The following is a 21,312-nucleotide window of genomic DNA, read 5'->3' on the forward strand; positions in this document are numbered from 1 at the left end:
ATATTTCATCCCGGGTCGGGATAATTTATGGCGCGGACGTTGAGATGGCTCGGACTTCGATGGCCGCTTTTCGGCCTTCAGCTTGACCCTCGCAGTCGAGGGGGCCGGCAGTTCCGCAGCCAGCAATTCCTGAGAGGAGCCTGCCAGGGTACCTACCTAGCGGATGCTTCGTTCCCTATCTTGGGCGCCGATGCTCTATTACTTGACAAACTACTGCGGAAATTTGCTGGCTTGTCATTCAGGCACGTCACCGCGCACTGGAGAGCGAACCCCATTCAAGGGACACGTAGATTTGAGACCAAGGGTTCCCTCTTCCGGACGATCTGAACCGTTCATGCCGTGAATGTTCAGGCACGGGCTATCGCATGACTGTCACTTTGCCCTCGTCAACGATTGATACGGAAAGGGAACGAACATGACGCGAGTGAGGGGCATATTGTTGGTGGGCATCGCGGGACTGAGCGCGTTGGTCTCAGTCCCAACTGCAGCGCTCGCGCAAGAGCGGGTCGTGCGCGAGTATCATTCGTATTCTTACGAATCCGACAGCGATGATGACGATGACGGCAACTGGCGCGACCATCGTCGCTACCGTGATGAGTACGACTATCATGAGCCGGTCGAATATCGCCGCTCTTATTACTCCGAAGAGCGTCGCCGCTACGATCGACGCTATCGTGAAAACCGCTACTACCGCGGCGACTGCCGTACCAGCGGCACGACCGGTGCGATCGTTGGCGGCGCGCTGGGCGCACTGATCGGTCGCGGATTGGATCGCTATGGCGACCGCGCCGCAGGCACCATCCTCGGCGCCGGCGGCGGCGCGGTGATCGGCCACGAAATCGATAGCAAGCACCGCTGTTAAGCAAGCCGCAGCTTGTAATGAGGGAGCGATACAGGCCAGTCGTGTCGCTCCCGAAGCTCCAACGCTGTGTCCTCGAAGGGGCCTGTGTTCGGGCGATTGAATGACCGGACTGTTGGCGATCAGAGAGCCTTCCACTCAACAGCTAGGGGGCCTGGCAACCCGGGGGCATCCACACCACTGCCTCGTCGTTGCTGGTCACAAAGTGCCGACTATGCATTCCGTGTGAACGGTGATAGGTGCGCCCGCAGGAATCGGCATTTGCTGGTTTCTGATTGATCGCGCCGGTGCCCTGAGAAGGGCTTAATCGGGAATGCGGTGCGGGGTTTTCCTCCAAATCCGCGGCTGTCCCTGCAACTGTAAGCGGATAGCGCGATGCACATAGCTCCTCCTTGAAGGAGCAGCCACTGGGCCGGACGCTAAATCATGCGAGGCCTGGGAAGGCGTGCATCAAGCTGTGACCCGCGAGCCAGGAGACCTGCCGGCGTCTGGTCGCTCTTGCCTGGTCCAGGGGATGGCCGCGGCACGGTGAACTCCGTCTGAGCGACGAACGAGCGGCTGGGGCCGCATCGGAGACGTGCGTCGGCCGCCCTTGGCGTCCGGCCGCCGCGCGTGCCGGCCGTTCGCGAACGGTACGCCCCCGTCACGTCGCAAGACGCCGGGGGACTATTTTGTGATCAAGACCATTCTTTCCAGCGGTGCGGTTGCCGCGCTTCTCTTGCCTACCCTTGCTCATGCCGAAGCGGCATCCGAGGCAGGCGACAAATCCGATATCCTCGTATTCGGCACACACACCGATGATGCCAACACGCCAACGCAAACGGGAAGTCGCCTCGGCCTCACGGTCCTGGAGACGCCTGCCAGCGTCGAGACATTGACCGGCAATGAGATCCGCGCGCGCGGTGATCTGTCGATCGTCGACGCTGTGACGCGGGCGACGGGAATTAGCTCGGTCGCCAATCCCGGCAATGGGGGCACCGGCCTTGCCGCGCGCGGGTTCAGCGGACCGGGCTCCATCATGCAGCTTTATGACGGTGTGCGCCTCTATCCGGGCGCCGGCACAGTTACTTTTCCGACCGATCCTTGGACGGTGGATCGGATCGAAGTGCTACGCGGCCCCGCCTCGGTACTCTACGGCCAGGGTGCAATCGGCGGCGCGGTCAATGTCATCTCCAAGAAGCCGAACGCCGGCCATACCGAGTTCGAGGCGGAGGCCGGCTATGGCTCCCAGGACAGCTGGCGCATCGCGGCAGGCGTCGGCGGACCGGTCGATGATCTGATCGCCTATCGGTTCGACATCAGCCGGATGCAATCCGACGGCTGGGTCGATCGTGGGAATTCGAAGGGGCTGGCGATCTCCGGCTCGGTGCAGCTGCAACCGGCCGACTCCCTGACCGTCACCTTGTCCGATGATTACAGCGATCAGGAGCCGATGCTCTATTTCGGCACGCCGTTGATCAATGGCAGGCTGGACGAACGCAACAAGCGCCGGAACTACAATGTCACCGACGCGCTGATGCGCTTCAGGGACAACCGGACGACGATCCGGGTAGAGTGGGCGCCAAGCGATTCCGTCAGTGTCCGCAGCACCGCCTACCGTCTGACCACGCATCGCAAGTGGCGCAATCTCGAAAGCTATTTCTGGAATGGCGCCACCGGGAAGATTGATCGGTTTGATTTCTTCGGCATCGATCATGATCAGACGCAGATCGGCAACCAGACCGATGTCACTCTCCGCAGCGCCTGGGGCGGATTGAAGAACGAGCTGCTGGTCGGCTTCGACGTCAACAGCATCAAGTTCAGGCATTCCAACGACTTCGATTCCGATCCGCCGCCGCCCGGCTTCGCCGAGCCGGTCGACCCGTTCACCTTCGATCCGGGCCTCTATTACAATACGTTTGGGGTGCGTCCCCAATATCGCACCCGGACCCGTCAATATTCACTCTTCGCCGAGGATCGGCTGACGATCAGTGACCAGCTCTCGGTATCGGCGGGCATCAATTTCGATCGCGCCAACGTGAAGCGCTATGTCACGAGCTATGGCCCGGGCGGCGCAACGATAGAGACGCTGCGGCTCGACAAGACGTTGCACAACATCACCTGGCGGGTGGGTGCGGTCTACCAGCCAACCCCGGCACTTTCGCTCTATGGCCAATATGCGACTGCCGTCGATCCGCTGGGCTCGTTGATCACTTTCTCCATCGGGCAGGCGGCGTTCAAGAATACCACGGGCGATCAGGTCGAGGCCGGGATCAAGGCCAGCTTCCTCGGCGGCCGCGGGCTGGCGACGTTCGCTGCCTATCGGATCGTCAAGAAGAACCTGCTCGCAACGGTTCCGGGCAGCCTGCCGCCAAGGCAAGACCAAGTGGGGCAGCGCTCGGCGAAGGGGCTGGAGGCCTCGCTGACGCTGGACCTCCCCGGCGGCTTCGGGATCGACGCCAACGGCACAATCCTCGACGCGCGTTTCGATGAGTTTCTGAGCGGCGGCACGTCGTTTAACGGCAAGACTCCGCCCAACGTGCCCGAGACGACCGCCAATCTCTGGTTGCGCTACGACGTCACCGCGCGGCTCCAGACGCGCCTTGGACTGCGCTATGTCGGTCGAACCTTTTCGGACAACGCCAACCAGTTCCGTGTGCCCGGCTATGCGGTGGTGGATGGCGGCATTTCATTCGCGGTGACGAAGAATATCGCGGCCAACTTGCGGGTCTACAATCTGTTCGACAAGGATTACGCGAGCACCACCTACAATGACGAGCAATGGCTGCTCGGGCGGCCACGCTCGGCCGACTTTTCGATCAGCGCGCGATTCTGACCGTGCACGGCGTCACGAAACCCGTGACGGCACCACGCCCGCACAGCCGAGGCAGGCTGTTGCGGGCGCTGCTCGTCCTGCACCGCTGGATGGGTGTCATCATCGGCGCGGTGATGACGCTGTGGTGCCTCACAGGGTTCGTGATGCTCTATGTCGACTATCCCCGGCTGCTGCCTGCCGAGCAGTTGCGGGGCTTGTCTCCCCTGCATTTGCCGGCGGGTGGCAGCCTGTCACGGATCACCCTGCCACCTGACACCGGCCTGGCATCTGCCCGCCTCGAGATGGTCGCAGGCAAGCCCGTGCTGCGGGTCGTGCCGGAAAAGAGTGGTGGACGCACGATCTGGCAGATGCGCGCCACACCGCAAAGCTATGACCTGGGGTCCGGCGCGCTGCTGGCACCGTTGTCCCGCGAAGACCTCGGCAAGGTCGGGACGGAATTCGGGCGGAACGTCGGGATCGACGGACCGGTGGCGGCGATCGTGCCGATTTCCGTCGATCAATGGACCGTCCAGGCCTTTCGCGCCAACCGTCCACTCTATCGGGTCGACTATGCCGATGCCGCAGGATCGACGGCCTACATCGCCGGCCTGACTGGAGAAGTCGTCCAGAAAACGACCCGATTTGAGCGGTTCTGGGGCTGGCTAGGTGCAGTGCCGCACTGGCTTTACCCGACGGTGCTGCGCCAGAACCCCACCGCCTGGAGCCAGGCGGTCATCTGGACGTCGCTGATCGGCTGCTTCCTGACCGTTACCGGGATCTGGGTCGGGATTAGCCGATTAAGGCGAGGCAAGGATGGAACGATAGGGTCGCCCTATCGCGGCCTGTGGTGGTGGCATCATATGGCGGGGTTGGTCTTTGGCCTGCTCGCCCTCACCTGGGTTGGCAGCGGCCTGTTCTCGATGAGCCCCTGGGGCCTGTTCGACAGCGATGCCGGGCTAGTCGAGCGTCAGCGCCTTGCGGGCGCCATGCGCTGGACCGACATACGAGCGGCGCTGGCCAACGTGAACCAGCTCCCCATCGATACAGTCCGTGTGGAGAGCGCACCGCTCGGCGGGAAAATGGCGTTTGTCGCCATTGCGGCAGATGGCCGCATGGTGCGGCTGGACAGTTCGGGCAGGCCCGCGATCCTGACCAGGGCCGATGTCGCCGCAGCCTTGCAGAATGGTCCTCGCGTCGTGTCGCTTGCCCTGCTGTCCGAGGGTGACAGCTATTATTACGCCCACAAGGAGCGGGTGCGATTGCCTGTGTGGCGAGCTGTGCTGGCCGATCCGCAAGCCACACGCGTCTACATCGACGCGGGGTCTGGCACTTTGCTGCGCGCGGTCGATGGCACCGGTCGTGCCGAACGCTGGCTGTGGAACGCGCCGCACAGCTTTGATCTGCCCGGCCTGCGCCAGGGCCTCTTGCGGTACATCATCATCCTGCCCTTGCTCGCAGCCGTCACCCTGGTCTGCGGGACCGGAGCCTGGATGGGCATGCGCAAGCTTGGCTGCGACCTGTGGCGTATTTGTCGCCGTATCCGGCGACGGTTGTCCCGCCGCTCATTCTTCCTTCGATCACGGAGCCAGTCATGATCTCATCGGCCGCATCGGCTTCGCTGTCCTTGCGCCGACGGATCGGCGCCGTGTTCACGGGTTTGATCGCCGCAAACATTGCGGTCTGGGTCTGGGCATATAGCCTTTTTCACGCGCAGCCCCTGATGTTGGGCACTGCCTTGCTTGCCTGGGGACTTGGCCTGCGTCACGCGGTCGATGCCGATCATATTGCTGCCATCGACAACGTGACCCGCAAGCTGATGCAGGATGGTCAGCGCCCGATTTCGGTCGGCTTTTGGTTTGCGATCGGGCATTCGGGAATCATCGCCATAGCGTCGATCACCATCGCGCTGACGACCAGCGCATTGTCGCGCTTCGATGCGTTCAAGGACATCGGCGGCATGGTGGCGACGATGATTTCCGCACTTTTTCTTTTCGCCATCGCCGGCATGAACCTTGTCATCCTGCGCTCCGTCTGGCGAACCTTTGCCCATGTTCGCGCGGGCGGCGACTATGCCGAAGACGATCTTGATCTGCTGATGGGGTCGCGCGGCCTGCTGGCGCGTCTCTTCAGGCCGATGTTCCGGCTCGTGAACAAGAGCTGGCATATGGCCCCGCTGGGTTTTCTGTTCGGGCTGGGGTTCGACACCGCAACCGAAGTCGCCATTCTGGGCATGTCGGCCAGCCAGGCTGCCAACGGCCTGTCGATCGGCACAATCCTGGTCCTGCCTGCGCTGTTCGCGGTCGGCATGGCGCTGATCGATACGGCGGACGGCGTGGTCATGCTGGGCGCTTATGAATGGGCCTTCGTGAAGCCGATCCGCAAGCTCTATTACAACATCACCATCACCCTGATTTCGGCGATCGTGGCAATCGTCATCGGCGGCATCGAGGCAATGGTCCTGATCGGCGACAAGCTTGGGCTAGCGGGATGGCCATGGAGCCTTGCCGCGAAACTGGGAGAGAACTTCAACAGCCTCGGCTTCGCCATCATCGGGCTTTTTGTGCTCTGTTGGCTTGCCAGCTTCGCGATCTATCGCTGGAAGCGCTTCGACGAGATTGAGGTGTCTGTTGCCTGACCGTACCCGCGTGGACCGTTGCGTCATACTCAGGTGCGACGACAAGTCCTGCACCGTCTCGATCGATCTCGACGTCCGCATGCCGCTCGGGCTTCGCGTGCATCGCGGCGAATGCAAAGCGGTGATCCGGATGTTGATGACGCGTTCTGCCGGAACTTTCGTCAAATCCAATCAAAGCTGTGTGTTCGATCCGGATTCAAGGCAGGCCGCGGAAAATCTTGCCCATGATATCCGGGAACGGTTTTTCCGGATAGCGCACAAGCCCGTCAGCCAGCGGCAGGTTGAGGATGTTCTCAGCATCACCTCCCGTGAGCGGATACGGTGGGGCAAGGATGGCCGGCTGCCTCGATCAGGCACCGCCAGAATACGGAAGGGCAGAACCGAAATTTCGCTTTGGACCTATCCCTGCGATGCGATCGAGCGTCTGGCCGCCGATCCAGCTGAGATAAGTCGGTGGCGCGAAACCGATGAAGCAACAACATCAATTGGCGTGGCCGCTATTTTCGTTTAGGGCGGTCCGCGAAAGGCGGGGTATCCCGCCCTTCAATGATCGCGCCGGTGCCCCGGATGGGGCTTAATCGGGAATGCGGTGCGGAAGCTTGCTTCCAAATCCGCGGCTGTCCCTGCAACTGTAAGCGGATAGCGCGATGCACATGCCTCTGCGCGCAGGGGCAGCCACTGGGCAGCACATAGGTGCGAGTCTGGGAAGGCGTGCATCAAGCTGTGACCCGCGAGCCAGGAGACCTGCCGGCGCACCGGTCGCTCTTGCCTGATCCAGGGGATGGTCACGGCACGGTAACTCTCCGTCTGAGCGACGAAGCTGTGCGGCTGGGGCTGCACGGTCGCGTGGTCACGGGTGCTCTGTCGCGCCCGCCCGTCGTTGCGCGCCGACCGGACATGTCCGGCAAGCCCCCGCTTTCTCGCTCCGGCGCGCGGGGAAGTTGCTTGTGTCCGAACTGTCCAAGGTGCCTGTCACCATCGTTACGGGTTTTCTGGGCGCGGGGAAAACCACGCTTATCAGCCACCTGATCCGCAATGCAGGGGGCCGCAGGCTGGCCGTGGTGGTCAACGAATTCGGCACGCTGGGCGTGGATGGCGACATTCTCCAAGCCTGCGCCATTCCCGATTGCCCGGCTGAAAACATCATCGAGTTGGCCAATGGCTGCATCTGCTGCACCGTGGCGGACGATTTCATTCCCACTGTCGAGAAGCTGCTCGCGCTCGATCCGCGCCCGGATCACATCCTGATCGAGACATCGGGCCTGGCGCTCCCCAAGCCGCTGCTCAAGGCGTTCGACTGGCCTGCCATCCGCAGCCGGATCACCGTCGATGGCGTGCTGGCTCTGGCCGATGCCGAGGCTGTCGCTGCTGGTCGGTTTGCACCCGACGTAGCCGCGCTGGATGCCCAGCGCGCCGCCGATCCGAGCGTCGATCATGAGGCACCGCTGTCGGAGGTGTTCGAGGATCAACTTGCCTGCGCCGATATGGTTTTGCTCACCAAGGTCGATCTGGCCGGACCTGAAGGCGTGGCTGCCGCGCGCGCCGTAATCCTACGAGAAGCGCCGCGTCCGGTGCCGGTGATCGAACTCACCGAAGGCGTGGTCGATCCGCGGGTGATCCTGGGCCTCGGCGCCGCTGCCGAGGACGATGTCGCCGCGCGCCCATCGCATCACGATGGTGAGGACGATCACGAGCATGAGGATTTCGCCAGCACAGTCATCGCGCTCGGCGAAATTGCCGACCCGGCGGACCTTGTGGCCCGGATCGAAACGCTGGCACGCGATCACCATATCCTGCGCGTGAAGGGCTATGCCGCCGTTGCGGACAAGCCGATGCGGCTGCTGGTGCAGGCGGTGGGCGCGCGGGTGCGCCATCAATATGATCGCCCATGGCGGCCGGACGAAGCGCGGCACACCACGCTCGTCGTCATCGCCGAGCATGATCATGTCGATGCCGACACCATTCGCGCCGTCCTCGTGGGCTGAACCCCGCAATGCACGTCATCTTCCGCGAAACCCATGGGATGGAGGAGAATGCCGTCCCGCAGGATCTGGGGCAGCAGCCTGCGGATCTTGTGGTGCTGTCCTTTTCGGACAGCGATCTGGGAGCATTCGCGGCCGCATGGCACGGCGCGCGCGCAGCCAATGAAGATATGCCCGCGCTCAGGCTCGCGAACCTGTCCGCGCTCATGCATCCCTTGTCGGTCGATACCTATGTCGAGCGCACGCTGTCCGGCGCCAAGGCGATCCTGATCCGGCTGATCGGCGGCACGCCCTATTGGAGCTACGGGCTGCAGCAGGTCGAGGCGCTGGCCCGCGAGCATCGGATCGCGCTGGCCGTCCTGCCTGGAGACGGTCGGCCCGACGAACGCCTGGATGCGGTATCGACCTTGCCCGTGCCTGTCCTGCGAGAGCTTGCGCGGCTGTGTGATACCGGCGGCGAGCGAGCGGCACGGGCAGCGCTTGTCGAACTGGCGCGGGCTGCGCTGCTGGTCGATTTGCCCACGTCGACCAGCGAAGCATTGCCGGAGGCAGGCGGCTGGCATCCCGAACATGGTGTCATCTGCCCGGAAGCCTTCGCGCGCGATTTGGGCCGGCCTCTCGTATTGCTGGTATTCTATCGCTCCTACCTGACGGCCCACGATCTCGCCCCCTTTGCTGCCCTCCATGCCGCGTTCGAGCGGCGGGGCTTTGACACATTGTCGATTTTCGTCCCCTCGCTGAAGGTGCCTCAGGTGCGCGGCCAGGTCGATCATTGGGTCCGTGGCCTTGCCCCGGTCGCCATCGTCAACGCCACCGCCTTCTCAGCCCGTGGCGACGGGATCGATACGCCGCTCGACGGCGCGGATGTGCCCGTGTTCCAGTTGGCGCTCGCCACATCGGGCCGGGCTGCCTGGGCAGGCGCAGCGCGTGGACTATCGCCCGCCGATCTCGCAATGCATGTCGTGCTGCCCGAACTGGATGGCCGCGTCTTTGCCGGGGTCGCCAGTTTCAAGGAAGCGGGGACGCGCGATCCCGCGCTGGAATTTTCCCGCAGCCTCCATTGCGCCGATCCGCACCGGATCGAGGCGATCGTTGCTCGCGTGGCCGGCTGGATCGCGCTGGCCCGGAAGCCTCTTGGCGATCGGTGCGTGGCCCTCGTCCTCTCCACCTATCCTGGCAAGGCCTACCAGATGGCCCATGCCGTGGGATTGGACACTTTTGCCTCCGCCGAGGCGATACTCGCGGACCTTGCGCAGGCCGGATATACGGTGGTCCCCCGCGCGGATTTGCCGACAGCGCTCCGGTGCGAGCACTTTCGCTGGGCTGTAGCCGATTATCGCAGGGCGCTGGCCGCCTTGCCCGAGGGCCTGCGCGCCGATCTTGCCGCTGCCTGGGGCGACCCGGAAAGCGATCCGGCGGTGCAGGACGACGCATTCTGCTTTCCTGCAATCGCGGTGGGCAATGCCCTTGTCGCCTTGCAGCCCGAGCGGGGCTTCAGCACCAGTCGTGCGGAGGATTATCACGACCTCTCGCGCTGTCCGCGCCATGCCTTTGTCGCCTTCTACCTGTGGCTGCGCGAACAAGGCGTGGACGCCTTGGTCCATGTCGGCGCGCACGGTACGCTCGAGTGGCTGCCGGGCAAGGCGGTCGCCCTGTCGGATGGGTGCTGGCCGGAGGCGCTGGTGGGCCCCATGCCGGTGATCTACCCCTTCATCGTCAATGACCCGGGCGAGGCGGCGCAGGCCAAGCGCCGCATTGGCGCGGTCACTATCGGTCACGTCCCGCCGCCTCTGACGCAGACCGGCAGCGGTGCGGGCCTTACGCGCATCGAGGCGCTTCTCGACGAATTTTCCAATGCCGACGGACTTGATCCGGCTCGCCGCAACCGGTTGCAGGATGCCATTCGCGAGGAAGCGCGCGCGCTGGGCCTGGAAGCCGAGCTGGGTCTGGATAGCGCGACCACATTGGTCGAGGCGATCACGCGCATCGACCGCTTCGTCTGCGATGTGAAGGCAAGCCAGTTCGGCGATGGGCTGCATGTCTTTGGCCGGAACGAGCACGGCGCGGCGGAACGGGCCGGGTTGCTCGCGGCGCTGGGCGGGAAGCGCGTGGCGCCCGGTCCTTCCGGCTCACCCTATCGCGGGCGCAGCGATGTGCTGCCGACCGGACGGAACCTCTACACCATCGACCCGCGCGCGGTGCCGACCCGGGCCGCCTATGCGCAAGGGGTTTGCCTTGCGGAGGAACTAATCCGGCGGCACTTGCAGGATCATGGCGACTATCCGCGGGGGCTGCTGGTCGACCTGTGGGGCTCGGCGACGATGCGCACGGCGGGCGAGGAATTCGCCATGGCGCTGCACCTGCTGGGCGCCAAACCGCTGTGGGATATGGCGTCCGAACGGGTGACGGGGATCGAGATCCTGCCGCTCGCTCTGCTGGATCGCCCGCGCATTGACGTGACTCTGCGGGTTTCCGGACTGTTCCGTGATGCCTTTCCGGCGTTGCCGGCGTTGTTCGGGCAGGCGGTGCGGGCGCTGGGCGCGCGGGACGAACCGGCGGACTGGAATCCCTTCGCGGGCAAGGCCGTTGCACCGCGTGTCTATGGCCCGCGACCGGGCCGCTACGGCCTGGGAATGGGCGATGCGGCCGAGGTCTATACCGACGATGCCCGGCGCGCTGCCGGAGAAGCGTGGCTGGCGGCATCGGACCATGCGCTGGACACGATCTTCGATCCGGCCGGCACCCCCGCCGACCCCGAAGGCCTGCGCCAGCGTCTGGCGGCGGCCGATGCCTTCGTCCATCTTCAGGACCTGCCCGAAACCGACCTGCTGCTGGCTGCCGACTATGCCGCGCATGAGGCGGGCTTTGCGGCCGCCAAGATGCTCACGGGCAATATGGCGACGCTCTATCACCTCGACAATCGTGACCCGGCCAGCCCTGTAGCCCGTACCCTTGCTGAAGAGATTGCCCGCGTCGTTCGCGCCCGCGCCGCGCATCCTGGCTGGGTTGCCGGCATGATGCGCCACGGCTTTCGTGGGGCTGCCGAACTGGCGGCCACCCTCGATCATATGGGCATGTTCGCGCATCTGTCGGGCAGCGTGCCATCGCATCTGTTCGATCTCTATCATGATGCCACGCTGGGCCAGGTGGAGGTCCGCGCGTTTCTGGAACGTGAGAACCCCGACGCGCTTGCCGCGATGGAGGCCCGCTTCGCCGCGCTTCATGCAGCCGGGCTGTGGCAGACGCGGCGCAATTCGATCCTCGCCGGCCTGCCCATTTCCTCCGGCCGGAAGGACGGGGCGTGAACCGTTGGGCGGTAAGGGGCTGGTGTCCCGATGCGTGGCGCCCGATGATGGCGGGCGATGGCCTGTTGGTTCGGGTAAAACCACGGCTTGGCCGCCTGACGCGCGAGCAGGTGCTGGGCCTGTGCGATGCCGCCATGACGCATGGCAACGGCCTGATCGACATGACCCGTCGCGCCAATCTCCAGATCCGCGGGGTGGGTGAGAATGACGGGCAGGCGCTGCTGGACCGGCTTTTGGCCCTAAATCTGGTGAACGCCGATCCCGTTATCGAAATGCGGCGCAACATTCTGGTCGCCCCGGACTGGCGGACCGGGGATGACAGCCACGGTATCGCCAGCGAATTGCAGGAACGGTTGGGTGAACTACCCGATCTGCCTGGCAAGGTCGGATTTGTCGTCGACGCCGGACAGGCCAGCGTCTTTTACGATGAGGCGGGCGATTTCCGCATCGAGCGCGGCGAGGAGGGTAGCCTCATCCTGCGGGCTGACGGTTGCCCTGCCGGCGTTCCGGTCACACCGGGCAAGGAAGTGGACGCTCTGATCGCGCTCGCGCACTGGTTCGCGACAAGCGGCGGCGCAGAAGCGGGGCGGATGGCCAGGCACGGGATTGCCCTGCCTGATTGGGCTGACGGCGATATTTTGCCCGTGTTGCCCACGGCCCGCATCGCGCCAGGCCGGCACGATTTGGGTATGGCCTATGGCCTGCCGTTCGGCCGTGTGGAGGCACGGATTCTGGCCGGGATGATGGAAACGCTGCCAGCCGGGGCTGTACGGATCACACCTTGGCGCTTGCTGCTCCTTGAGGGCGCGCCTGCCGTGCGGATCGAGGGTCTACTCAGCGATCCTGCCGATCCGCTGCTGCGTGCAGAAGCCTGTCCCGGCGCACCCTATTGCCCCCAGGCCACGGTCGAAACCCGCGACCTCGCCAGGCGCCTTGCCCCGTATGTCGAAGGACGGCTGCATGTTTCCGGCTGCGCCAAGGGCTGTGCCCACCCGCGCGCCGCCGATATCACGCTGACCGGCCGGGGCGGCCTGTTCGATCTGTGCCTCAATGCGCCCCCCGGCGGGCCTCCGCTTCGCTCTGCCCTTAGCCCGGCCGAGATTTTCGCCCATTTCGGAGCTGCCTGATGCCCCATGTCTATGAAACCGACGGCGCGGCAATCTATCGCCAGTCCTTCGCCATGATCCGCGCCGAGGCCAATCTTGCGCGCTTTTCGGCCGACGAGGAGCCGGTGGCGGTCCGCATGATCCACGCCGCCGGAATGGTCGAACTAGCGGCGCATATCCGCTTTTCGTCCGGTTTCGTGGCGATGGCGCGTGCGGCGCTCGCCGATGGCGCTCCGATCCTTTGCGACGCCCGGATGGTGTCGGAAGGGGTCACCCGTGCGCGCCTGCCCGCCGCCAACGCGGTTATCTGCACTCTGAACGATACCCAAGTGCCGGACCTGGCGCGGACGATGGGCAACACGCGTTCCGCCGCCGCGCTGGAACTGTGGCGGCCGCATCTGGCGGGTGCGGTGGTTGCTATCGGCAACGCGCCGACCGCGCTCTTCCATCTGCTCAATATGCTGGAAGATCCCGATTGCCCACGCCCGGCGGCGATCATCGGGTGTCCGGTGGGTTTCGTCGGCGCGGCCGAATCCAAGGCCGCGCTGTGGGCCGCGCCGCTGGTGCCCTGCAGTATCGTGGAGGGGCGCCTTGGCGGCAGCGCGATCACGGTGGCCGCGCTCAACGCTTTGGCGAGCCGCGCCGAATGAGCACGGCGTCATTGAGCGTGCCGTCATTGACTGCGCATGTGCCGTGCGGAACGATCCATGGCGTCGGGCTTGGCCCCGGCGCGCCCGATCTGTTGAGCGTGCGCGCCGACCGGCTGGTGCGCGGCGCCCGTCATGTCGCCTATTTCCGCAAAGTGGGACGCCCGGGACAGGCGCGGCGCATTGCCGAAGGAATGCTGCGCGCCGACGCGATCGAGATACCGATGGAATATCCGGTGACGACCGAGATCCCGCTTTCCGATCCGCGTTACAACGCCTGCCTGTCCGCCTTTTACGCCGACTGCACGGAACGATTGGCCGAGCTGGCGCGGGCCGGCGAGGACATCGTCGTCCTGTGCGAGGGCGATCCGTTCTTCTACGGTTCGTTCATGCATCTTCACGCCCGTTTGACGGGCATGGTTCCGGTGGCGGTGGTTCCGGGCATCACCGGCATGGCTGGAGCCTGGAACGCGACGGGTGTCCCCATCACCTGGGGCGACGACGTGCTGACGGTGGCGATGGCCACCCTGCCCGAGGAGGAACTGGCGCGGCGCATCCGCGATACCGATGCGCTGGTGGTGATGAAGATCGGGCGCAACCTGCCCAAGCTGCGCCGCGCGGTGGCGGCGGCAGGACGCGAGGACGCGGCCTGGCTGGTCGAACATGCCGCCATGCCAGGCCAGCGTGTTACCCGGCTTGTCGAAGCGACAAGCGTCACGCCCTATTTCTCGATCCTGCTGATCCATGGCCAGGGGCGCAGACCATGAACGCCGGGCAAAACAGCGGCTGGATCGCCATTGCCGGCCTGGGGCCTGGAGACGAGGCACTGGTCACGCCGGAAGTCACTGCCGCTCTGGCCGGGGCGAGCGACGTCATCGGTTATATCCCCTATGTCGCCCGGGTCGCCCCGCGTGAGGGGCTGACATTTCACCCGTCCGACAACCGCGTGGAACTGGACCGGGCGGCCCACGCGCTCGAACTGGCGTCGCGCGGCCGGCGCGTGGTTGTGGTGTCCTCCGGCGATCCGGGTGTTTTCGCGATGGCCGCCGCCGTATTCGAGGCGCTGGAGGCTGGTCCGGGCCACTGGCGCGAACTCGACATCCGAGTGCTGCCCGGCATCACCGCCATGCTCGCCGCCAGTGCCCGGGCGGGCGCGCCGCTGGGGCATGATTTCTGCGCCATCAATCTGTCGGACAATCTCAAGCCCTGGTCTTTGATCGAACAGCGGGTGCGGCTGGCGGTGGAGGCAGATTTCGCCATGGCTTTCTACAACCCGAGGTCCAGGGCCCGACCCGAGGGTTTCGAGCGCGTGTTGGACCTGCTGCGCGCGGTGTGCGGCGATGATCGCCTGATCCTGTTCGCCCGCGCCGTATCAACGCCAGAGGAGCAATTGCGGATCGTGCCGTTGGGCGAGGCTTCTGCCGACATGGCCGACATGCGCACCATGGTCATCGTTGGATCGAGCCTGACTCGCGTGATCGAACGGGCGGTCGGCCCGATCCTCTATACGCCGCGGTCAGCATCCGGGCTGGCATCGTGACCGAGCCAGGCGAGCACATCCTCGGGGCGACAGACCTCTGCCCGGTCTGGCATGGCGGGCCGGTCGATGATCAGCACCGGCAAGCCGAGTTGCCGCGCGGCAAGCAACTTGGCCTCGGCGCCTTGGCCGCCGGCGTTCTTGCACACCATCACCTCGATGGCATGGGTCTGCATCAGGCGGCTGTCGCCTGTGACGGTGAAAGGACCACGATCCAAGATCAGGCTATGGCGGGGCAGAGCGGGCGGGCGTTCGGGGGTATCCACGAAGCGCAGCAGATAATGGTGCTGCGGCTGGGCGAGGAACGCTTCCACATGCATCCGCCCCAGTGCCAGCATGACGCGGCGGGCCGGCCCGCTGAGCGCGGCGACCGCGCCGCCGATGTCGGGAACACGGGTCCAGCGGTCTCCGGGGGCCGGCTTCCAGGCCGGACGGGTCAGCGCGACATGGGCGGCGCCAGCCAGCCGGGCCGCGTCCACGGCATGAGCGCTCATCGTCGCGGCAAAGGGATGTGTCGCGTCAACCAGGTGGGTCACGCGATGCTTGCGCAGATAGTCGGCCAGCCCCGCAACGCCGCCGAAGCCACCGACCCGCACCGGCACCGGTTGCGCACGGGGATTCTCCGTGCGGCCGGCATAGCTGAGCGTTGTCGCGACGCCCTGTGCCGCGAGCAGTCGGGCGAGAGCGTTCGCCTCGGTCGTGCCGCCCAGCAGGAGGACATTCGGCATGGCTGACACGGCTCCCCAGTCTCGGCACATGCCGTGGTTGACAATCATCGGCGTCGGCGAGGACGGGGCGGATGGCCTCGGCGGCGCAGCGTGTGCCGCGCTGGCGCAGGCCGAACTGGTCATGGGGCCGGCCCGGCACCTCTCCCTGCTGCACGCGATTACCTGCCCCGCGATCGAATGGCCAGTGCCCTTCACTGACGGGATCGCGCGCCTGATGGAACATCGCGGGCGGCGTGTGGTGATGCTGGCTTCGGGCGATCCCTTCTGGTTCGGCGCGGGAACCAGCGTGACGCAGCTCCTCGATCCAGACGAGTGGCTGGCGCATCCCGCGCCGTCGACCTTCGGGCTGGCCGCCGCGCGATTGGGTTGGCCCCTGCAAGAGACGCCTTGCCTCGGACTGCATGCCGCGCCGCTGGAGCGGCTGAGGCCCCATCTTGTGCCGGGTGGGCGCGTGCTGGCACTGCTGCGTGATGGCGAGGCGGTAGCCGCACTCGCGCACTATCTGACGCGGGAGGGCTTCGGCCCCTCGACGCTGCATGTGATGGAGGCGCTGGGCGGTCCGCGCGAACGCGTGCGCCGCGTACCTGCTGACGCGCTGGATTTCGCCGATATTGCCCATCCGGTAGCGGTCGGAATCGACTGCGCCGGACAGGGCAGAACATTGCCCGTCACTGCGGGGCTACCTGACGATTGGTTCGCCTCCGACGGGCAGATCACCAAGCGGCCGGTGCGTGCGCTTACCCTCTCGGCGCTCGCCCCGCGTCCGGGCGAGCTGCTTTGGGACATTGGCGCGGGGTCGGGGTCGGTCGGGATCGAATGGCTACTGGCCCATCCGGCCAACCGCGCCTGCGCGATCGAGGCCGATCCGGCGCGCGCGGACCGTGCGCATGCCAATGCTACCGCGCTGGGCGTGGACCGGCTGGAGGTCGTCATCGGAACCGCGCCTGACGCATTGCCGGCGTCACCCTTGCCCGATGCGGTGTTCATCGGCGGCGGACTGTCGGATACCCTGCTGGAAACGTTGTGGGTGCGTTTGCCCGTCGGAACGCGGCTGGTCGCCAATGCGGTGACGCTGGAATCGGAAGCACTGCTCACCCGGTGGCATGGTCAAAAAGGAGGCAGTCTCCTCCGGATCGAACTCGCCGACGCCGCAGCACTCGGGAACCGACACGGCTGGCGCGCGCGCTATCCCGTGGTGCAATGGAGCGTCACACTGTGATCGTCGCGGGCTTCGGCTTTCGATCGGGCGCCGGCCTGTCCTCGCTGCGTGGGGCTCTCGCCCTGGCGCAACAGGGGCAGCCGCCGATCACGCATCTTGCCACGGCGCAGGACAAGCTCGCCGCGCTGATCCCGCTGGCCGAAGCCTTGGGTTTGCCGCTGACGGGCGTTGCGCCCGACGCACTGGTTGCGGTTTCCACCCCCACACGCTCCGTCGCCAGCGCGACCGCCCGCAACGTCGGCAGCGTTGCAGAGGCATCCGCCATGGCTGCCGCGGGCGCGGGCGCACACCTGCTGGCGCCGCGCTGCGTCTCCCCCGATCGCATGGCCACTTGCGCCCTTGCTCAAGGAACTCTGTCATGACCGTCCATTTCATCGGCGCCGGCCCCGGTGCGCCCGACCTTTTGACCCTGCGTGGGCGCGACCTGATCGCGGCCAGCCCGGTGTGCCTTTATGCCGGGTCGCTGATCCCGGCGGCGGTGCTCGATCATTGTCCGCCTGGTACCCGGATCGTCAACACCGCGCCGCTGGAACTGGATGAGATCATGACCGAGATCGCGGCAGCCCATGCTGCCGGGCTTGACGTGGCGCGGCTCCATTCGGGCGATCTTTCGGTGTGGTCGGCGATGGGGGAGCAACTGCGCCGACTGCGCGCGATGGATATTCCCTTCACGGTCACGCCAGGCGTTCCCGCCTTTGCCGCTGCCGCCGCCGCGCTGGAGGCGGAACTCACCCTACCCGAACTGGCGCAATCGCTGGTGCTGACCCGCACACCGGGGCGCGCGAGCACTATGCCACCCGCCGAAAGCCTCGCCAATTTCGCCGTTACCGGTGCGACGCTGGCTATTCACCTCTCGATTCACAACCTCGCGCGCGTGGTGGTGGACCTGACCCCGGCCTATGGGGCGGATTGCCCCGTCGCCGTGGTCTGGCGAGCTAGCTGGCCCGACCAGCGGATCGTTCGCGCTACGCTCGAAACCATCGAGCAGGCCATCGCGGGCGGCATGGAGCGCACCGCCCTGATTCTTGTCGGGCGCGTGCTGGCAGCTGAGAATTTCGCTGAAAGCAGTCTTTATGCGCCCGGCTATGACCGGCGCTTCCGGCCCCTGGATGCCACTTCGCGCTTTGCAGGTGCGTCCGAATGAGTGTGCCCGGCTTGATCATTGCCGCCCCCGCGTCGGGGACAGGCAAGACCACCGTGATGCTGGGCCTGCTCCGCGCGCTGAGCGAGGACGGGTTGACGGTGCAGCCGTTCAAGAGCGGGCCGGACTATATAGACCCGGCCTTTCACCGTGCCGCCTGCGGTCGGGCTTCGTTCAACCTCGACAGCTGGGCAATGGACGGCGGGCTGCTCGACGCTATCGCAGCCGACGCGGCAGGGGCGGACATGGTGCTCGCCGAAGGGTCGATGGGGCTCTATGACGGCGTCGCCAGCAACGGCGCCTCGGGCAATGGCGCCAGTGCCGACATGGCTCGCCGCATGGGCTGGCCCGTGGTGCTCGTGCTGGACGTGTCCGGGCAGGCGCAGTCCGCCGCCGCCACCGCGCTGGGGTTCAGGAGCCTCGATCCGCAACTGCCGTTTGCGGGGGTGATCCTCAACCGCGTGGCCAGTCCGCGCCATGAACGGCTGGTACGCAAGGGGCTGGAGGCGGCCGGTATCCCCGTGTTGGGCGCCCTGCCCAGGCGGGGCGACCTGACCTTGCCCGAACGGCATCTGGGGCTGGTGCAGGCGGTCGAGCACCCCGACCTCGACCGGGCGATTGCCGACTATGCCGCGTTCCTTCGCGCCCATGCCGATCTCGATGCGATCCGCAGCGCGGCTAGCGGGAGTGTGTCGGCAGTTTTGCCCGAGGGCGGGCAGCTCCCTCTCCCTCCAGCTCAGCGCATCGCCATCGCCCGCGATGCCGCCTTTTCGTTCGTCTATCCGCATTTGCTCGAAGGCTGGCGGCGTGCCGGGGCGGAGATACAGCCTTTTTCCCCGCTGGCGGATGAAGCACCCTGCCGTGACGCGGATCTGGTCTGGCTCCCCGGCGGCTATCCGGAACTCCACGCCGGGACCATCGGCGCTGCGGCGAACTTCCTATCCGGCCTGCGCCATCATGCCGAGACGAGGCCCGTCCACGGCGAATGCGGCGGCTATATGGTGCTGGGCGAGGGGTTGATCGACAAGAGCGGGGCGCGGCACCGCATGGCCGGCCTGCTCGGGCTTGTCACCAGCCATGCCCAGCGCCGGATGCATCTCGGCTATCGTCATGCCGAGCTGCTGGTGCCGGTATCGGGCCTTGCCGCCGGGACAAGGCTGCGCGGCCACGAATTCCACTACTCGACCATTGTCGAACAGAACGACGCGCCGCTTGCCCGCGTCACCGATGCCGATGGCGCGGAGGTCGCCGAAACCGGATCGCATCGCGGCCATGTGACCGGAACCTATTTCCACCTGATCGCGCCGGCTCAATGATCGACCTCCACCTCATCGGCATAGGAACTGGCAACCCCGATCACCTGACGGCCGAGGCGGTTCGGGCGATGAACAGTGCCGACCTCATCCTGCTGCCGCGCAAGGGTCGCGCCAAGTCCGACCTGATCGACCTGCGGCGCGCTATCTGTGCGGAGGTGCTTACCGGTCCCGCCCGGATCATCGAGTTCGATCTGCCCGTTCGTGATGCGGATGCGGTTTATCTGGATGCCCTCAACGACTGGCACCAGGCCATAGCCGCCGCTTGGGAATCGCAGATCGCCATGCATCTGCCTGATGGCGGCCGGCTGGCGCTGCTCGTCTGGGGAGATCCCTCGCTTTACGACAGCAGCTTGCGGATCGCCGAACGGCTGAAGAGCGGAGGCATGGATATTCAGGTCCGGGTCGTGCCGGGCATCACCAGTATCCAGGCGCTAACCGCAGCCCATGCCATGCCGTTGAACCCGCTGGCCGGGCCGGTGACGATCACCACCGGGCGGATGCTGCGCGCGCATGGCTGGCCCGAGGGTGCGGACACGGTCGTCGTCATGCTCGACAGCGGCGGCGCCTTCGAGGTGCTGGAGCCGCAAGGCATAATCATCTGGTGGGGCGCCTATCTCGGCATGGCGCAGGAATCGCTGGACCAGGGGCCGCTGGCCGAAGCCGGTCCCAGGATCGCCGCGCACCGGGCCGAACTGCGCGCGCGCCATGGCTGGATCATGGATGTCTATCTCATGCGAAGGGAGCAACTCGATGGAAACTGACAGCGCGGAGGAAGCGGCGGGCGGCGATACCCGCCACGCCGAAAAGATGCGCAAGAAACAAGCAGCGCAGGCCAAGATCATGGCCAACAAGACCCGCGAACAGGGCCTGCTGATCGTTCACACCGGCAAGGGCAAGGGCAAGACCAGCGCGGCGCTCGGCATGGTGATACGCGCGATCGGCCATGGCATGAAGGTGGGCGTGGTCCAGTTCGTCAAGGGCGCCATGACCACCGGCGAGAAGACCGTGTTCGACGCCTTTCCGGACAATGTCGAATTCAAGCCGATGGGTGAGGGCTTCACCTGGAACACGCAGGATCGCGCGCGCGACATCGCGGCGGCGCGCATGGCGCTGAATGAGGTCGAGCGCATGATCGCCGATCCGGCCTACCACATGGTGCTGGCCGATGAGCTGAATATCGCCCTGCGTTATGAGTATCTGCCGCTCGACGAAGTTCTCGCGGTGCTGACCGCGCGCGACGAGATGAAGCATGTCATCGTTACCGGCCGCAATGCGCCAGAGGCGCTGATCGAGGCGGCCGACCTTGTCACCGAGATGACCATGGTGAAGCACCCCTTCCGCTCCGGGGTCAAGGCGCAGAAGGGGATCGAGTTCTGAGCGCGGCGCCCCCTCTGTTTGATGCGGCATTCGCGGCAGGGTTCACGCAATTGCTGCGCTGGCGCCGCGATGTCCGGCATTTTGATTACCGAGCCGTGGCGGAGGAGGACATGCGCGAGATGCTGGCCTGTAGCTCTTTCGCGCCTTCGGTCGGCAACGCTCAGCCGTGGCGTTTCGTACGTCTGCGATCCCCCGGCATTCGTGATGCGCTTGCCGCCCATGTCGATATGCAGAGCGCGCGCGCAGCGGAGCGTTATGCCGGGCAGGCGCGGTACGATCACTATGTCTCGCTCAAGCTGCACGGTTTGCGCGAGGCTCCCGAACTGCTGGCGGTGTTCTGTGACGAACGACCCGAGGCGGGTCACGGCCTCGGCATTGCCACGATGCCCGAAATGCTCCGCTACTCCTGCGTGCTGGCGATCCACAATCTGTGGCTGGCCGCGCGGTTGCGCGGCATTGGCATGGGCTGGGTGTCGATCCTCGATCCGCAAACCGTTCAGTCCCTGCTGGATGTGCCCACCGAATGGTCGCTGATCGCGCTGCTGTGCGTCGGCTACCCGGCCGAAGAATCCGACACATCCGAACTGGAACGGCGCGGATGGCAGTCCCGCGAACCGTGGAGCGACCGGGTGTTCGAGCGATGACCCTCTACCGAAGGACAGGAAG

Annotated in this window: 19 protein-coding genes and 2 riboswitches; of the genes, 18 read left to right on the plus strand and 1 reads right to left on the minus strand. The window is 65.6% G+C overall.

Annotation, left to right across the window (positions count from 1 at the left end):
* Positions 1 to 442: 442 nt before the first annotated feature.
* The 11 genes from B0I00_RS02855 to cobJ all read left to right on the plus strand — a co-directional run bounded on the left by B0I00_RS02855 (position 443) and on the right by cobJ (position 14,868).
* Positions 443 to 862 carry a glycine zipper 2TM domain-containing protein gene (locus tag B0I00_RS02855; protein WP_232730135.1) on the plus strand — a complete coding sequence of 140 codons (420 nt, stop codon included), beginning with the start codon at positions 443 to 445 and terminating at the stop codon, positions 860 to 862.
* A 265-nt stretch (positions 863 to 1,127) separates the two neighbouring features.
* Positions 1,128 to 1,359: riboswitch (cobalamin riboswitch) on the plus strand.
* A 173-nt stretch (positions 1,360 to 1,532) separates the two neighbouring features.
* Positions 1,533 to 3,674 carry a TonB-dependent receptor gene (locus B0I00_RS02860; protein WP_232730089.1) on the plus strand — a complete coding sequence of 714 codons (2,142 nt, stop codon included), beginning with the start codon at positions 1,533 to 1,535 and terminating at the stop codon, positions 3,672 to 3,674.
* 23 nt (positions 3,675 to 3,697) lie between these two features.
* Complete coding sequence (locus B0I00_RS02865) at positions 3,698 to 5,248, plus strand: peptidase (protein ID WP_332870768.1); 1,551 nt, start codon at positions 3,698 to 3,700, stop codon at positions 5,246 to 5,248.
* Positions 5,245 to 6,288 carry a HoxN/HupN/NixA family nickel/cobalt transporter gene (locus B0I00_RS02870; RefSeq protein WP_100865824.1) on the plus strand — a complete coding sequence of 348 codons (1,044 nt, stop codon included), beginning with the start codon at positions 5,245 to 5,247 and terminating at the stop codon, positions 6,286 to 6,288. The genes B0I00_RS02865 and B0I00_RS02870 overlap by 4 nt, the downstream gene beginning before the upstream one ends.
* Positions 6,281 to 6,799, plus strand: a complete 519-nt coding sequence (locus B0I00_RS02875) for a hypothetical protein (protein WP_157812456.1) — start codon at positions 6,281 to 6,283, stop codon at positions 6,797 to 6,799. The genes B0I00_RS02870 and B0I00_RS02875 overlap by 8 nt, the downstream gene beginning before the upstream one ends.
* A 28-nt stretch (positions 6,800 to 6,827) precedes the next feature.
* A riboswitch (cobalamin riboswitch) is annotated at positions 6,828 to 7,054 on the plus strand.
* A gap of 181 nt (positions 7,055 to 7,235) precedes the next feature.
* Positions 7,236 to 8,273, plus strand: coding sequence for a cobalamin biosynthesis protein CobW (cobW, locus tag B0I00_RS02880; RefSeq protein WP_100865826.1), 1,038 nt, complete (start codon positions 7,236 to 7,238; stop codon positions 8,271 to 8,273).
* 8 nt (positions 8,274 to 8,281) lie between these two features.
* Positions 8,282 to 11,575, plus strand: coding sequence for a cobaltochelatase subunit CobN (gene cobN, locus B0I00_RS02885; protein ID WP_100865827.1), 3,294 nt, complete (start codon positions 8,282 to 8,284; stop codon positions 11,573 to 11,575).
* Positions 11,572 to 12,702, plus strand: coding sequence for a precorrin-3B synthase (gene cobG / locus B0I00_RS02890; protein ID WP_100865828.1), 1,131 nt, complete (start codon positions 11,572 to 11,574; stop codon positions 12,700 to 12,702). The genes cobN and cobG overlap by 4 nt, the downstream gene beginning before the upstream one ends.
* Entirely contained in the window at positions 12,702 to 13,331 is a 630-nt protein-coding gene (locus B0I00_RS02895; protein WP_100865829.1) for a precorrin-8X methylmutase, read from the plus strand. Before cobG ends, B0I00_RS02895 begins: the two co-directional genes overlap by 1 nt.
* Positions 13,328 to 14,095, plus strand: coding sequence for a precorrin-2 C(20)-methyltransferase (gene cobI / locus B0I00_RS02900; protein ID WP_100865830.1), 768 nt, complete (start codon positions 13,328 to 13,330; stop codon positions 14,093 to 14,095). Before B0I00_RS02895 ends, cobI begins: the two co-directional genes overlap by 4 nt.
* Complete coding sequence (gene cobJ / locus B0I00_RS02905) at positions 14,092 to 14,868, plus strand: precorrin-3B C(17)-methyltransferase (protein ID WP_100865831.1); 777 nt, start codon at positions 14,092 to 14,094, stop codon at positions 14,866 to 14,868. Before cobI ends, cobJ begins: the two co-directional genes overlap by 4 nt.
* Here the strand turns inward: cobJ and B0I00_RS02910 are convergent.
* The gene (locus tag B0I00_RS02910; RefSeq protein WP_100865832.1) at positions 14,832 to 15,593 is read right to left on the minus strand and encodes a cobalt-precorrin-6A reductase; all 762 of its coding nucleotides are present in this window, start codon (positions 15,591 to 15,593) and stop codon (positions 14,832 to 14,834) included. The genes cobJ and B0I00_RS02910 overlap by 37 nt on opposite strands.
* On the opposite strand from B0I00_RS02910, the gene cbiE reads away from it, so the two are divergent.
* Genes cbiE through bluB form a run of 7 tightly spaced genes read left to right on the plus strand, consistent with a single transcriptional unit; the run spans position 15,592 to position 21,290 of the window.
* Positions 15,592 to 16,812 (plus strand): precorrin-6y C5,15-methyltransferase (decarboxylating) subunit CbiE, encoded by a 1,221-nt coding sequence (gene cbiE, locus B0I00_RS02915; protein WP_100865833.1) that lies wholly within the window; start codon positions 15,592 to 15,594, stop codon positions 16,810 to 16,812. The genes B0I00_RS02910 and cbiE overlap by 2 nt on opposite strands.
* Positions 16,794 to 17,174: a cobalamin biosynthesis protein gene (locus B0I00_RS02920; RefSeq protein WP_232730090.1), complete on the plus strand. Its 381-nt coding sequence runs from the start codon at positions 16,794 to 16,796 to the stop codon at positions 17,172 to 17,174. The genes cbiE and B0I00_RS02920 overlap by 19 nt, the downstream gene beginning before the upstream one ends.
* Complete coding sequence (gene cobM / locus B0I00_RS02925; RefSeq protein ID WP_100865835.1) at positions 17,171 to 17,956, plus strand: precorrin-4 C(11)-methyltransferase; 786 nt, start codon at positions 17,171 to 17,173, stop codon at positions 17,954 to 17,956. The genes B0I00_RS02920 and cobM overlap by 4 nt, the downstream gene beginning before the upstream one ends.
* Positions 17,953 to 19,269 (plus strand): cobyrinate a,c-diamide synthase, encoded by a 1,317-nt coding sequence (locus B0I00_RS02930; protein ID WP_100865836.1) that lies wholly within the window; start codon positions 17,953 to 17,955, stop codon positions 19,267 to 19,269. The genes cobM and B0I00_RS02930 overlap by 4 nt, the downstream gene beginning before the upstream one ends.
* Positions 19,266 to 20,030, plus strand: a complete 765-nt coding sequence (cobF, locus tag B0I00_RS02935; RefSeq protein ID WP_100865837.1) for a precorrin-6A synthase (deacetylating) — start codon at positions 19,266 to 19,268, stop codon at positions 20,028 to 20,030. The genes B0I00_RS02930 and cobF overlap by 4 nt, the downstream gene beginning before the upstream one ends.
* Complete coding sequence (gene cobO / locus B0I00_RS02940; protein WP_100865838.1) at positions 20,020 to 20,646, plus strand: cob(I)yrinic acid a,c-diamide adenosyltransferase; 627 nt, start codon at positions 20,020 to 20,022, stop codon at positions 20,644 to 20,646. Before cobF ends, cobO begins: the two co-directional genes overlap by 11 nt.
* The gene (gene bluB / locus B0I00_RS02945; RefSeq protein ID WP_100865839.1) at positions 20,643 to 21,290 is read left to right on the plus strand and encodes a 5,6-dimethylbenzimidazole synthase; all 648 of its coding nucleotides are present in this window, start codon (positions 20,643 to 20,645) and stop codon (positions 21,288 to 21,290) included. The genes cobO and bluB overlap by 4 nt, the downstream gene beginning before the upstream one ends.
* The last annotated feature ends 22 nt before the right edge of the window (positions 21,291 to 21,312 follow it).

The organism is Novosphingobium kunmingense (assembly GCF_002813245.1).
Classification (GTDB): domain Bacteria; phylum Pseudomonadota; class Alphaproteobacteria; order Sphingomonadales; family Sphingomonadaceae; genus Novosphingobium; species Novosphingobium kunmingense.